We start from the raw sequence: 13,829 nt of genomic DNA on the forward strand, positions 1-13,829 counted from the left end.
TAATAACCGTACTTACCCTTTACGGAATCTAAATATGCTCAGCGTACGTCACCCACTCAATCTTTCTACTTGTGCCATTGTGGCTCTAACAACAGCTTGTCTGTTTTCATCCAATGCACAAGCGAGCCAAATAACGCTCACCAGTAATAGCAGCGTTAGCGGCAACAGTATTCGCGACAACGCTAACAGTGCTACCAACAATACCGTCTCTCTATCATCGAATACTCTAGAGATAGATTGGAACGGCTTGAGCGTTAACAGCGCTGCTCTCACCGTTGATAACAAACCACAGAAAGCGACCAATCTGGTCATTGGCTTTTCCGATAAAGCTGACTCAGTAAAAATCGCCACTTGGACCTTAGTACCCAGTGGGATAAACGTTGAGGCAGAGCTTAATCAAGACAAGCTCACTTTTCAGTTCAACTTACCTTCAAATATACAGGTGAAACGTAGCCAGCCCGTAGAGTTGGCGTGGTTTGATCTTGCAGAAAAACAAACTCAGACCCTATTTCTTCCTTTTAGCGAAGGCATGCGTGTACCTACAGATAACAAGCTTTGGGGTAGTTATCTCGTCGACAACCATTCTGGAAGTAACACCACTCAAGACTTAAAGATGCCTTTTTGGACGGTGCAGCAAAACAATCATTTCATTAGTTATCAGATGGTTAATGCAACCAACAATCAACTGCTTTTTTCAAATGCATCCTCTGATAGCTCATCTAATTCAAAGACCAAAATTGATATGAAGGCATCACACCAATTTACGATGCTCAATCAATCACAGCCTTTTATTGTACGTATCACCCTTGGAGAGTCGTGGTTAGATGGAGCGAAACACTACCGCGATTGGCGCATCGAAAATGACCTTTCTGAAACACTGGTTGCTAAACAAAAACGGAATCCAGATGTGAGTAAGCTAATCGGCGCAAGCCACGTTTACCTATTTGGCAAAGACCCATTAAGCATCCAAGATGTGAGTGACTGGTGGAGATTGAAAACATGGTATCTAGAGGGCTCTAAACTCAGTGTTTCTTCGGAAGCGAAAAGAGAGCTGTCGTCACTCTCCAAGGGGAAAGATTGGTTCAGTCAGTACCACAAACAACTATTGTTGGACTCTATTAGCCAGTCATTGCAGGTGTTATATCCTGTTGGTAATCCGACACTCGAAAACAACACGATCAAAGCGCAATACAAAGCAGCACAGGATAAGAAGAACTGGTTGCTAGAGCACGCTTCCCCTTACCTAAACTCATCACAGACTTGGGGGCAAGCATTGTCTTCAGACATGGTCGCTAATCTAAATAAGGCAGGCTTAAACAAACTGTGGCTCGGATTCGATAATTGGATGCCAGCATTCTATCAACCTAACGCCGTGGCTATGGCAAAACAGTCCGGATATCTGGTCGGCACCTACGATTCCTACAACACAGCTATTCCTGCGAAACTCAATGACAACTGGCTAACCGCTCAATTACCAGAGCCGATGCGTCAAAGTTGTGCCATCGAACTAGCGGATGGGAGTTTGAAAAAAGGATTTCGTGGAAACGGCTTTTACTTAAACCCAAATTGCTATTTAGAATACGTAAAGCAGCGCGCTCAAGACATTATGAGATTCGGCAACTTCAACAGCTTGTTCTTAGATGTTGATGCAACCGCCATGGCACGTGAAGATTACAGCGGCTCTATAGACAGTCATAGCAACAGTAATGGCAATGGCAATGGCAATGGCAATGGCAATACAAACGAGTCGGACATGCTTTCAGGCTTCAACAACCGAATGCAGTGGCTTAGCGAGCAACCATCGTTAGTATTAGGCTCTGAAGACGGCAACAGCCTAACAACAAAAGGCATCGTCTTTGCACACGGCTTAGAAACGGTTGGTTTTGGTTGGACAGACAAAGACATGAAAGAAAACCGCCAATCTCCCTATTACTTAGGTCGTTGGTACCCAGACCACAAGCCCGACTTCTTCTTTAAACCGGCCGAGGTTAAAGAGCCCTATAAGGCGCTACTGTTTTCGCCACAATATCGAATTCCACTTTACCAAGCCGTTTTCCATGATGAAGTAATCAATACACACCATTGGCATTCAGACAGCCTCAAGTTGACTAATGTACGAGCAAATCGAGACTTAACCGCCATGCTGTACAACACGCCAGCGATGGTTCACTTGACCAGGGATGAAGCTTTATCAAGTTCAAGCCCTCGAATCAAAGCACTCAAACACTATCAAGATGGCTTTGAACCGATGCACGAACAGTTATGGGATAAACAGTTGGTCGATTTCGACTGGTTAGACAAAAGCGGAGACGTTCAACAAACCGAGTTCAGTAACGGGAGTAAGATCATTGCCAACTTCTCCAACAAGACCTTTCATCACGATAACATTGATATTGCAGCCCTGTCGGTCAGAGCTATATTGGCGAATGGACAAATCGTCGATTGGCAGTCAACTTATCATTAGCTTCGATACGGTTTAGGCAAAAGCGATTAATAGGAAGCCTAAGCACTTATTTACCCGCTAAGGTTTTCCCCGTTACTTTTGCTTCCTATTTTGAAAGGCAGTCAGTAGATAGTCGATAAAGACCTTTTTACGTTTCGGCATCAACTGCCTGTCTGCATACACTAGGCTTACTGAAACTTCTGGCATCTCATACTCAGGTAACAAACGAATCAGCTTACCTGTCTTGAAGTGTTCCCGACAAATGAATTCAGGAAGCACCGCCAAGCCGAGCCCATCCACACACGCTGTTAGGCATGCCGTGATGGTATTCACCCGCAACTGACACGGTAGATCGATCAAAATCGACTCACCGCCTTCTAATTGCAAATGCCACTTAGGTAGACGTGCCGCCTTGTTCACGACCTCAATCATCCTAAATGGCGGTTTAAGATCATCGGGTGAAGAGATTTCACCGAACTGTTCTAAATACTCAGGGCTGGCTACCAATACACGCTTCGATGTTGTGAGGTAACGAGAAACCAAGCTCGAGTCCACTAGCTCACCAATTTGTGCGTAAAGATCGATCCCCTCCGCAATGATGTCGACTTCTCGATTCGACAGTTCTAAGTTCAAAGTCACGTTTGGGTGCTCTTTTAGGAAACTGTGGATGTATGTGGCTAATACTTGATGTCCCAATTCGACAGGCAACACAACATTCAACTGCCCTCGGATCAAATCCTGATTGGCAGAAACCTCTAACTCAGCTTGGTTCATGATCTCTTGCATCTGCATGCTCGACTGATAAAAGCGCTCACCCTCTGGCGTTAAAACTAAACTTCGTGTCGAACGAGTGATCAACCTCACACCTAGGTGCTGCTCCAGCTCGTCAAGCTTTCGGCTGACGGTCGACTTGGTCATGTTCAATGCTTCAGCTGCGTGCGTGAAACTCCCACAATCAACAACTTGTGTAAAAACAGTCACAGCATTTAAGTCCATCGTACTTCTCCCAAAGCCCCATTAGTAAGATTCATGCAACAGTGTTTCCCTTTTTTCCTATCTTATCAATCAATCGAATTCATTTACAATTCGTTACATCTAAATAAAAACAAAATGAGAAATAAAAAATGACAGAGAACAACAACGCTTCGCAATCAGTAAGCACAAAAAAACGTAAAAAAGCCCCGCTTATTGCTACTGCGATCATGCTGTCATTAGGTCTCGCTGGTGCCGGATATTGGTACGGCTATGGCCAATACTTTGAATCTACCGACAATGCCTACCTACAAGGCGACATCACTAATATAAGCCCGAAGGTGTCGGGTTATATTGTTAAGTCTTACGTGAGTGATAACCAATCGGTTAAACAAGGTGACTTGTTGGTTCAAATTGATGATCGTGATTACCAATCTGCACTTGCTCAGGCGAATGCGCATTTAAGCGTCGTTCAATCAAGCGTACACAACCTTATCGCTCAACAAACGTTACAACGTAGCCAAATAAATCAAGCTGAGAGCCGTGTTGATTCCGCACAAGCTGAATACGAGCGTGCAATCCAACAAGTCGTGCGTTCTCGTAGCTTATTAAAGCGTAACTATGCTTCGCAAGATGAAGTCGACAGCATGGTCGCACAACAAAAAGTCACCCAAGCAGAACTTGAAGAAGCAAAAGCAAACCTTGTCGCAAGTAATGATCAACTAATCGTGATTGCGAGTGAAATCGAACAAGCAAACGCATCCGTGACTGAAGCTCAAGCACAAAGAGATCAAGCACAACTTAACCTTGATTACACCAAGGTTTACGCGCCAGCGGATGGCGTGATTGGTAAACGTAGCGTCCGTGAAGGCTTGCTGATTCAAGCAGGCGCGCCACTTATGAGTTTGGTACCAAACAACCAAGTGTGGATTGAAGCTAACTTCAAAGAAACTCAATTAAGCGGTATTCATAAAGGCCAAACCGTAGAAGTCGAACTGGATGCCTTTCCGGGTCAACCACTTGAAGGCGTGGTAGACAGCTTCTCCCCTGCGACTGGCGCTAAGTTTGCGCTCCTACCACCAGAAAACGCGACCGGTAACTTCACTAAAATCGTTCAGCGTGTACCGGTGAAAATTACGATTCCAGATCAGCAAGAGTTGAAAGGTCGACTGCTCCCTGGTTTGTCTGTGGTAGCGACCATCGATAAACGAGGCTAGACCATGAGTAACACTGGTGTTGTCACCCAAACAAATGATGATGACGAGGTTTCGAGACGCCATTGGATCGCCCTTTTTGGCGGCTTAATCGGCGCGTTTATGGCGATCTTGGATATTCAGATCACCAACTCGTCTCTCAAAGACATTCAAGGTGCGCTGTCTGCCACCTTGGATGAAAGCTCGTGGATCTCTACGTCTTACCTAGTCGCAGAGATGATCGCTATCCCACTCAGTGGTTGGCTTTCTAAAGCGCTCGGTAAACGCCGTTATATCACGTGGACGACGGCCATCTTCACCATTTCATCTTTGTTATGTTCGTTCTCTTGGAACATGACCTCGATGATCGTATTCCGCGCGATGCAAGGCTTCAGTGGTGGTGCTTTAATCCCGCTTGCTTTCTCGCTGGTGATTCAGTTATTGCCGGTCAACAAGCGCGCTGTGGGTATGGCACTGTTTGGTGTAACCGCGACCTTTGCTCCATCGATAGGCCCTACCTTTGGTGGTTGGCTGACGGAGAACTTCTCGTGGCACTATATTTTCTACATCAATATTCCGCCTGCTTTGCTTGTGATCACCATGATCCGATATGGCTTGGACGATGAAAAGCTCGACCTTGGCACGTTGAAAAAAGCCGATTGGTTTGGTATCGCCACCATGGCGTTAGGGCTAGGTTGTTTAGAAGTGGTACTAGAAGAAGGTAACCGTGAAGAGTGGTTCAGTTCGAGCTTTATTGTTGGCTTGAGTATCGTCTCTGCTGTGAGTTTGGTTTACTTCGTGATAAACGAACTTCAACACAAGAAGCCATTGGTTAACCTGCGGCTATTGCGGGATGGGCAGTTTGCGATGTCCTGTATCGCCTATTTGATTCTAGGGATGGCATTGCTTGGTTCTATCTATGTTCTGCCGATGTATCTCACTCAAATTCAGCAATATAACGCGATGGAAATTGGTGAAGTGCTAATGTGGATGGGTTTCCCACAGTTGTTGATATTCCCAATCGTTCCTAAGCTGACGCAAATCATTAAGCCTAAGTACTTAGTGACCTTTGGTTTCGCGATGTTTGGCTTCAGTTGTTACGTGAATACGCACATGACAATCGATTTTGGTGGCCAGCAACTGATTTTGTCTATGGTTCTGCGCGCTATCGGTAGCCCGTTTATTATGGTTCCGCTGTCTTTGGTTGCCATGAAGAACATCAGCAAAATGGACACGCCAGACGCATCAACGTTAACCAACGTGATGCGAAACTTAGGGGGCGCTTTCAGCATCGCGATTATCGCTACGTTACTCGACAACAAAACGCGTGAGCACTTAGCTCACATCAAGGAGTCGCTACCTTCAGTGAGTCAACTTGGTTGGCAGACACTTCAGCAACAGCAAGCGTTTTTCATTCAGTCAGGAAGTGATGCCGCAACTGCGATGCAACAAGCGCAAGCAAGCTTACTTGGCACAATGCAACGTGACGCTGCCATCATGGCTTACAACGATGTGTTCTTAATGATGACGGCGTTCTTAGCTCTAGCTGCAGTATTGATTTTGAGCATGCGTGATTAGAAGTAAACTGGCCCGTACCTAGCGCAGAAACATGAAAGCCCGATAACGCACTCGTTATCGGGCTTTATAACTCTTTATAGAGCTATGTTGTATCGCCAGAAATTAGTACTTAAGCAGTACTTTCACATCGCCAGTAAGCGCAGCTTCATCAACATACCCAATCGCATTTGCATTTGAAGCAACCTGATTGATTACAGCGCTGTAATCAGCAACTTGGATCGGTGCTTCAGCTTTACCAGTGAACACCAAGCGAGCCCAAGCGGATTGGAGTTGAGACTCTGAACGACCCGTTGCTACTTCATGAAAAGCAATACGACCTGCAGCACCATCAACAAGCTCAACAATTTGAGCCTTACTGCCATTACCCAGTTGGTTTGATTTACCCATGAATAATTTTTTCACATCAGCATTGGTTAACGCGTCAACACCTGCGCTATTGCCGATAACAACCATACCCGCAGCTGCATTAAATGAAATAAACGTTGCTGCCATAAGCGTTAGTAACTTTTTCATACTGATACCTTAGAATACGAAGTCTAATTTAGCTGAATACAAGATTGAGTCATCTTCAAAGAAATTGCCCGTTGCGATAAATGGGTTACTAGTTGTTTCGATATTCTCTTGGAAGCCGCCGCTGGTACCTTTGTAGTCAACATAGGTAACATCAACTTTAAGTGACATGTTCTTAGCAAAATCCCAACGAGAGCCCACCGCATAAGACAAACGCTCGTAGTTCATAGCTTCTCTAAGAGACGAAGATGGTAGGTTTACTCGCTCTTCGTTATCAGTCGTTTCTACCCAGTTGATAGAGATATAAGGGGTAAATTCATTCACTCTGTAGCCAACTAATGTTGAAATAGATTGATAATCATAGAACTCACCATCTAGCTGTACATCTGCGCCCTCGATGTTTGCGATTAGATCGCCGTTGTCGTATTGCGCACCAAGCGAAATAAACTGGCCGTCTTTACTGTCTAACATCTGAGCCATCTGGCAGTAAGGATCAAGCGAACTATTAAAATCACAAGATGGGTTCGATTCAGCAACAAAGTAAGAACCACGGAATGTCATATCCCCTGCGTTCCAGTTCGCACTTAGACCCATCAGCTTATCAAGTTTAACTTCGCCAACAATAGAGTCATCTTCGTCAATAGTGCCAATACCAACAACAGGTTGAATCAATAGGCTTGAGTTTTCAAACTCTACAGGAATCAATAGATCAGCACCGGTATAGCTTTTTAAAACGATGTTTTCGTATAGCTCTTGTGAAGGGCGAATCATAGGGTATGCGTAACCCAGGTCTGTATAATCTGAATAGAAAAACAGAGGCAGACGTAGCTTACCAGCACGAGCTGTAAAACGTTCAAAATCGTATGATGCATACGCCATCTCGATCGTTGGTTCATAGTCATAGCGACTGTTCGCAACAATCTGTGTGACAAACTTAGCTTTCTCATTCACTTTAAAATCAAACTGAAGTCCAGCAAGTGTCTCTTGTTCCCATTCAAGATTCTCACTGGTATATCCCGCGTAATTAACATCATTGTTCGCTTTCCCGATACCTACGGAGCCAAAACCACTGATACTAATATCTTCCATACTTGCAGCATTTGCACCACAAGTAACACTTACTACAGCAGCAATTACTGTCTTTTTCATAACGAACTCCACAGTTATGTTTTCATTTTTATTATTTGAAGCCCCAAATACGAGGCAAACTCCCGCTGTTCTTCTCGGTTGTAATCAAGAAAAACATCATTAAGAAAAACAGCAGGAAGAATTAAGGACGATTAACGAATCTTAAAATGACCCGTTAATTCAGATAAATTTCGTGTGATTTTTTGAATATCTTGCGCGACTGAATCTACTTGTTGAACACTGTCCGTCGTGCCTTCTGCCATGTCACGGATATCTTTGACATACGTCTCGATATGAGAGGACGTTTGCTCTTGCTCTTCTGTTGCAGAAGCTATGCTGTCGTTACGTTGACTAATATCCATAACGTCATTGGTGATCTGTATAAGGGATTTTTCTGCAATTAAAGATTGTTCAACACAGTTTTCGGCTTTAATGGCGCTATCAGAGATGATTTTTGAAGCCATTTTCGCTTGCTCTTGTAGCTGAGAAAGCACCGACTGAATTTCTTGTGTAGAGCTTTGCGTTCGTGAAGCCAACGTGCGAACTTCGTCAGCGACAACAGCAAATCCTCTACCCTGTTCGCCAGCTCTAGCCGCCTCAATTGCCGCATTCAGAGCCAACAAGTTGGTTTGCTCGGCAATCGCACTGATTGAATCTAATATTGATCCAGCACTTTGAGTGCTCGTATCCAATTGGCCAACCACTTGAGAAGCTTGACGTACATCTGTAGTCAACTCTTGCACGGCGAGAATCGTACTTTTGACCTGAGCCTCACCCATAGAAGCTTGCTCACTAGCACTTGTTGCAGATAAAGAGGCGTCGTTAGCATTGAGGGCGATATCCTTAGCTGCGCTAAAGAGTTGTTGTAAGGATTGGGATACTTCTTCAATGGCCAAATGTTGGCTCTTTGATAACGTGCGAGTATTTTGGCTTGTACTGACCAACGAGCGCGAAATGGAGTCCAACTCCACAACGTTTTCTATGGTCTCAGTTACATTGCGTTGCAAGTGAGAAACAAAAGAGTTAAATGAATCTACTAACGGTTTAAGCTCATCATTTTTTTCATGTATGAGTCGAACCGTTAGATCACCTTCCCCTTCAGCAATATCTCTCATCTTGTCGCTTATATTCGCAAGATCTTTGCGTATTGCATGGACGACGAACCATCCAAACAAACATAATGAAATGAGTGCGGTGATGCCAAGCACCGTCATGATGTGGTTTGATTTAAGATTATTTTCTTCAAGAGAAGTGACTGAATTTTCAAAATCGGAGATTCGGGCTTCCGAGAACTGATTTATATCTCTCGTAAGTACTTCAAGCATTTCACTATTTTGCCTAGCCAAGTCTCCGACCTCAGCAAATGAGAGGTCTCCATCGATCATTCCTTTAGCGATACGATGCGCTAACTCGAAATAGGCGGTGGTTTTTTTCTGAAGTTCAACAGTAGAGTATTTAATCGATGAATCTAATTCAGCCTGCATCTGAAAATTAGCTAGAATCTCTTTATAGGTCACAGCATTCATTTCAAGCAATTCTTCATCGCCTAAAGTGACAGCCAAATTAAACCGTTCTGCTACCTGAGATATTAACACTCGGTTCATTGACGAAGAGTTCATGACCGGATAGATAACTTCATCTATCCTGTTAACCTGTTGATTGTTATTACTTAAGGCCCCCTCGCCCACAAATAAAACACTACTGAAACCAGCAAAAGAAAAAAGGCATAAAGCCATAACTTTATTTTTTATAGAAAGCGAAAACATGAAACATCCTTATAAACGGAATAATATACCGTCGTTTATTTACAAGAATACTTCCAAGGTTGGCCAACAACAATTCAGATAGAATATGATCACCATAAATAATTTCGATTAAATACTTGAATACGGTAAACCAAAATTACGATATACCTTTGCTTTTCTCACAACGGAAATTTCAAATTCGCCAGCTTTCACTCACTCTATAAAACACTATAATAGATCCGTTCGATGCTATCTCTTGAAGCATAAATAATCATCTTAACAACAATGACTTAAACCTTAATTAATTAAGGGTACGCCACCTTGACAATGTGCAACTTGACACCTAGATTAAAAATAACATTTGGTATTGAGGAAAATGGATTTGACCTTACCACCTGACCTACGAGTTTTAATTGTCGACGACTCCAAGAGTGCAACTATTCTTATAAAGCAGCAACTCTCGAGCTTGGGCATTTCACATGATTGCATCTTTATTGCGACCGACTATCGACAAGCCATTAAAGCAGTCGAGACGCACTCTTTTCATGTACTCCTCATTGACTACCACTTAGAACAGTCTTTTACTGGCTTTGAGCTGCTGGGGATTCTGTATCGAAATCGCCTGATAGACCATACTGTGGCAACAATCTTGCTCTCTGGGGATATGCGTCAGGAAACAGTATTAACCGCCCTTTCAGGTGAAGCACACCACTTCGTTTCTAAACCGATTAATACTCAAACGTTGGGTAAAAAGATCCAAAGTGCCGTGTCCGTTTCGAAGAAGCTCACGCAACTGAATGATTTATATCCAATTGCCAGTCAAGAGAGATTAGCTCAAGCTTTGGCGATCTCCCCTAATGGTACTAGCGTGCAGTTCGAAGCGACATTGATTGAACATTTAATTGCCGGTAAGAAATGGCAGTTACTCTCTAGCGTCATTAACAACTCGAAAACCAACATGCACCCAACCAAATTGGTGGCTGAGGCGCTGATTCTCGACAGCTTAGGCAAGCCAAATTTAGCCATAGATAAGCTCCACAATTTTCTGATAGCGCAGCCACTCTCATTAAGCGTTATTGATTGCTTAAGCTGTATCTATGAAAAACACAAAATGCTGCTGCCTGCTCTTAAATTGGCGATTCGTGCATTTGAGATGACACCGAGTATCAGCCATCGTGCAATCAGGGCCATCGACTTAGCTGAGAACGCAGATAACACACATATGATCATAAAGTTAGGTGAAATGTATGCTACCCACATTTCAGCTGCTGATATTGATGTCATCCATTCCATTGGTGCGCACTTTAATTCGTTAAAAGCAACGTATCAGCGCGAGACGCAGCTAAAGTACAAACGTATTTTGCTTGAGCACGCCAACCAATTCACCGAGTTGGTAAACCTGAAACTTCCGGTAAAACAACAGCAGCAAGTTTTGGCCAGCCTTGCCCTATTTCAGAGCAGCATATTGCTCATCGAAAATAGCCCTCAGGTTGCCCACAAAAAAGTGATTAGAGCTTCGACCCTGTTAGCGAATAATTTCCAAAGCCAACCGACTTACTTGCTCGCTCAACTATTACCACTGCTCGTCCACTTTGGTGAGTACTCTCTTTATCACTTAGCAGTGGAATGCCTAAAATCTCGGGGAGAAGCAGTAAGTCACAAACTTGAGTCCAAAAATGTCGACCCTTCAACGTGTATAAACATTGAAAACTTTGGGTCGATCCAGGAATTAAAGGACTACATTCACAGTTACCCATATTCAGTTGCCGCCAAACTTGACTATATATATGCCGTCCATAAAGCTCATATAGATGAGAAACTTAGCGACGACTATTTAGAAGAAATCTTACAATTAGAACTTCCTCCAAAATGGAACCAATGGATTAGTGATTCATCACGGTATGGTTTTTCCACTAAGCCGCCTAGCCCATTTTCAACATGCAGCCGACAGGAGTCCACATGCTAGACTTTGATGCTTTAAACGCTTATTTAGACAACGACAGAGAAGTCATTTACGCCGTTTTGTCTACATATCAAGAAGACCATGGCAATTCGCTACAAGAAATCGAAGAGTTGGTTCAACAACAAGATTGGGGCAAGCTTCATTTTACGGTGCACACCTTAAAAGGCATTCTAGCCAGCTTTGGTGAAGAAACGGCCACAGTTGCATTGGAAAGAGTAGAACAAAACACACTCAATAAGCTTGCGCCGCAAGATGATGATCTTTTGGTTATCTACAGCGAAATGAAGATCATTAATCAGCAAATTGATGAGGTTCTTAGCACTTATTAGTCGATAGAATTAAGACGTGCGTGGCATACTTAATAGCCGATACAGCTAAAAGAGTTGAGGTACTTGGAAACATTGAACCTCGACTCTTACCATTTTTTTCATCATATCCCCTCTCAATTATAGATCTAACCCACACCTATAAATTCACGGTATTTATCTAGATAAAGCAATGCATAACACATGCTTTATAAACCAGCCATCTTGATGTTTTAAATGAAAAACCAACACACTTGATGGGATGCAAAATAGTTAAATATTTGTAGATCTTTTTGTGACATAAACATACGAAATTGCATTTTATTTATTGGTAAAGAAGAAACTGTTATCTACACTCTAATGAAACCAAGCGTTAATCACTTGGTGGCATAATAATAAAATAAAACGTTCAGTCGGCTAGATAAGGACAAGGAAATGAACAACGATAGTTTTGCTGCGTTTCAGGGGCTCACGGATGAAACACCCATTACCGAATCATTTTCTACCAGTGCAGACCCTTATGCTCATTATCTGAAAGATATTGTTGGCATTGATCTGCTGTCGCGTGAAGATGAGGTGTATTACGCAAAATTGAATCGTGCGGGTGATAAAAAAGCGCGTGATGTCATGATCGAATCAAACCTGCGCCTTGTTGTGAAAATCGCAAAGAGTTACCTAAAACGTAAAGGCAATAATTTCACCCTGCTCGACCTGATCGAGGAAGGCAACATTGGCTTGATTAAGGCCATCGACAAATACGATCCAGAACCAGGTTATCGTTTTTCAACCTATGCTGTGTGGTGGATCCGCGAAAACATTGAAGCCGCACTGATGAACACGGGTCGAACCGTTCGATTGCCAGCCCACGTGTGCAAAGAAATAAACAGCCTCGCCTCTAAAAAGCTCGATGTAAGCAAAAAAATGAGTAAAGAGGTTTCCATTTCTGAGCTATCAGACAGTTCAGGTGTTAAGGCCAAACGCGTCGATCAACTGGTGGCGTTAAGCGGGTTTATTGACGTGACGACAACGGTTGGAACTAGCCATGCGCCTATGGTGCTTGATCAATGTGAAAGTGAATATATCCCCGATCCTCAACAAGATTGTGAAGATCAATCCTTTACCCAAGCTCTAGAACAAATCATCCATACACTTCCTCCAAAATTACAAAAGGTGCTCATCCACCGTTTTGGTTTCTTTGATAACAACGTGAAAACGCTGTCTGAGGTCGGACAAATGTTGGATGTAAACGTTTCTAACGAGCGTGTTAGACAAATGCAGAAAGAAGCAGTCGAGAGAATTCAAAAACGGCTCAAATTTGATGGTTGGGTGTAAGTCGTAACCCAGTTTAGAATTAGTTGAAAATAACGTTAAGCCAAAACAGCAACGTAATTAAAAAAACAACGTAAGTAAAACAAAGAACCTTTAGGGTGAGCCTCCAAGCTTGCCCTTTTTGTTTGCTGATTCGCTAGAAAAACAAAAAGATCGTACGCACACGAACCCTAAGTCGCTAATGCCTAATGGCGAAGGAAAATTGCCACAGCATTAACTTACCTTAGAGAAGTGACTCGCTCACTGCGCAAAATGAGATAATTGATATAAGTGGTTTCAAGACAATCTTGTTCCCACACTGATAAAATCCGTTTGGCCGCAAAATAATAATCTTTATTTCTCAACAACATCCCAACGGTACGGCTAAGCTTTTCGAATCGAACGTGATCGCTCGCAGAGATGTAGTCATCTTCACTTTCAATAATGGGTGCTAAACCATCAGCAAACCAATTATTCAATATTTCTCGCATCTCCAATTCGGACTCAGGCACATCCACACTCGACAACTCACGATGTTGAGGTGGTGGCACTATGTACTTCGACGCTTGCGGTGAACTGACATAACGATACATGTCGTCCCTCCTGTCTAACTGACCCTTCTAATAACTAAGGACATATTTACCTATTCTCAAGTTTATTTAGCGAAACAAACAACAAAAAAAC

At 43.1% G+C, this 13,829-nt stretch carries 11 protein-coding genes; 6 read left to right on the forward strand and 5 right to left on the reverse strand.

Annotated features, from left to right (window positions below; all coding sequences use genetic code 11):
• The first annotated feature begins 34 nt into the window (after positions 1 to 34).
• The gene (locus tag AB6E85_RS13125; protein ID WP_372142987.1) at positions 35 to 2,464 is read left to right on the forward strand and encodes a glycoside hydrolase; all 2,430 of its coding nucleotides are present in this window, start codon (positions 35 to 37) and stop codon (positions 2,462 to 2,464) included.
• A gap of 72 nt (positions 2,465 to 2,536) precedes the next feature.
• Here the strand turns inward: AB6E85_RS13125 and AB6E85_RS13130 are convergent, their stop codons facing one another.
• Entirely contained in the window at positions 2,537 to 3,439 is a 903-nt protein-coding gene (locus AB6E85_RS13130) for a LysR family transcriptional regulator (protein ID WP_017092646.1), read from the reverse strand.
• A 128-nt stretch (positions 3,440 to 3,567) separates the two neighbouring features.
• Here AB6E85_RS13130 and AB6E85_RS13135 point away from each other — a divergent pair, with 128 nt between their 5' ends.
• Together AB6E85_RS13135 and AB6E85_RS13140 are read left to right on the forward strand one after the other, a co-directional pair.
• Entirely contained in the window at positions 3,568 to 4,632 is a 1,065-nt protein-coding gene (locus AB6E85_RS13135) for an HlyD family secretion protein (RefSeq protein ID WP_009844998.1), read from the forward strand.
• Positions 4,633 to 4,635: 3 nt separating this feature from the next.
• Positions 4,636 to 6,186 carry a DHA2 family efflux MFS transporter permease subunit gene (locus AB6E85_RS13140; RefSeq protein ID WP_372142988.1) on the forward strand — a complete coding sequence of 517 codons (1,551 nt, stop codon included), beginning with the start codon at positions 4,636 to 4,638 and terminating at the stop codon, positions 6,184 to 6,186.
• A gap of 102 nt (positions 6,187 to 6,288) precedes the next feature.
• Here the strand turns inward: AB6E85_RS13140 and AB6E85_RS13145 are convergent, their stop codons facing one another.
• The 3 genes from AB6E85_RS13145 to AB6E85_RS13155 all read right to left on the reverse strand — a co-directional run bounded on the left by AB6E85_RS13145 (position 6,289) and on the right by AB6E85_RS13155 (position 9,590).
• Positions 6,289 to 6,699, reverse strand: coding sequence for a phosphate ABC transporter substrate-binding protein (locus tag AB6E85_RS13145; RefSeq protein WP_102556030.1), 411 nt, complete (start codon positions 6,697 to 6,699; stop codon positions 6,289 to 6,291).
• Between the two features lie 9 nt (positions 6,700 to 6,708).
• A complete protein-coding gene (locus tag AB6E85_RS13150; RefSeq protein ID WP_372142989.1) occupies positions 6,709 to 7,845 on the reverse strand; it encodes a hypothetical protein in 1,137 nt (378 codons plus the stop codon).
• A gap of 131 nt (positions 7,846 to 7,976) precedes the next feature.
• The gene (locus AB6E85_RS13155) at positions 7,977 to 9,590 is read right to left on the reverse strand and encodes a methyl-accepting chemotaxis protein (protein ID WP_372142990.1); all 1,614 of its coding nucleotides are present in this window, start codon (positions 9,588 to 9,590) and stop codon (positions 7,977 to 7,979) included.
• A gap of 355 nt (positions 9,591 to 9,945) precedes the next feature.
• Here AB6E85_RS13155 and AB6E85_RS13160 point away from each other — a divergent pair, with 355 nt between their 5' ends.
• The 3 genes from AB6E85_RS13160 (at position 9,946) to AB6E85_RS13170 (ending at position 13,169) form a co-directional block, all read left to right on the forward strand.
• Entirely contained in the window at positions 9,946 to 11,535 is a 1,590-nt protein-coding gene (locus tag AB6E85_RS13160; RefSeq protein ID WP_061038344.1) for a response regulator, read from the forward strand.
• The gene (locus AB6E85_RS13165) at positions 11,529 to 11,861 is read left to right on the forward strand and encodes an Hpt domain-containing protein (RefSeq protein ID WP_372142991.1); all 333 of its coding nucleotides are present in this window, start codon (positions 11,529 to 11,531) and stop codon (positions 11,859 to 11,861) included. The genes AB6E85_RS13160 and AB6E85_RS13165 overlap by 7 nt, the downstream gene beginning before the upstream one ends.
• A gap of 411 nt (positions 11,862 to 12,272) precedes the next feature.
• The gene (locus AB6E85_RS13170) at positions 12,273 to 13,169 is read left to right on the forward strand and encodes an RNA polymerase sigma factor RpoD/SigA (RefSeq protein WP_050620843.1); all 897 of its coding nucleotides are present in this window, start codon (positions 12,273 to 12,275) and stop codon (positions 13,167 to 13,169) included.
• A gap of 215 nt (positions 13,170 to 13,384) precedes the next feature.
• Here the strand turns inward: AB6E85_RS13170 and AB6E85_RS13175 are convergent, their stop codons facing one another.
• A complete protein-coding gene (locus tag AB6E85_RS13175; RefSeq protein ID WP_017072193.1) occupies positions 13,385 to 13,738 on the reverse strand; it encodes a hypothetical protein in 354 nt (117 codons plus the stop codon).
• Positions 13,739 to 13,829 lie beyond the last annotated feature (91 nt).

Source organism: Vibrio sp. 10N.247.311.51, assembly GCF_041467855.1.
In the GTDB taxonomy this organism is placed as follows: Bacteria; Pseudomonadota; Gammaproteobacteria; order Enterobacterales; family Vibrionaceae; genus Vibrio; species Vibrio coralliirubri.

Coding starts and splice junctions, on each gene's coding strand:
- AB6E85_RS13125 (WP_372142987.1), top strand. CDS start 35: ATGCTCAGCGTACGTCACCCACTCAATCTTTCTACTTGTGCCATTGTG.
- AB6E85_RS13130 (WP_017092646.1), bottom strand. CDS start 3,439: ATGGACTTAAATGCTGTGACTGTTTTTACACAAGTTGTTGATTGTGGG.
- AB6E85_RS13135 (WP_009844998.1), top strand. CDS start 3,568: ATGACAGAGAACAACAACGCTTCGCAATCAGTAAGCACAAAAAAACGT.
- AB6E85_RS13140 (WP_372142988.1), top strand. CDS start 4,636: ATGAGTAACACTGGTGTTGTCACCCAAACAAATGATGATGACGAGGTT.
- AB6E85_RS13145 (WP_102556030.1), bottom strand. CDS start 6,699: ATGAAAAAGTTACTAACGCTTATGGCAGCAACGTTTATTTCATTTAAT.
- AB6E85_RS13150 (WP_372142989.1), bottom strand. CDS start 7,845: ATGAAAAAGACAGTAATTGCTGCTGTAGTAAGTGTTACTTGTGGTGCA.
- AB6E85_RS13155 (WP_372142990.1), bottom strand. CDS start 9,590: ATGTTTTCGCTTTCTATAAAAAATAAAGTTATGGCTTTATGCCTTTTT.
- AB6E85_RS13160 (WP_061038344.1), top strand. CDS start 9,946: ATGGATTTGACCTTACCACCTGACCTACGAGTTTTAATTGTCGACGAC.
- AB6E85_RS13165 (WP_372142991.1), top strand. CDS start 11,529: ATGCTAGACTTTGATGCTTTAAACGCTTATTTAGACAACGACAGAGAA.
- AB6E85_RS13170 (WP_050620843.1), top strand. CDS start 12,273: ATGAACAACGATAGTTTTGCTGCGTTTCAGGGGCTCACGGATGAAACA.
- AB6E85_RS13175 (WP_017072193.1), bottom strand. CDS start 13,738: ATGTATCGTTATGTCAGTTCACCGCAAGCGTCGAAGTACATAGTGCCA.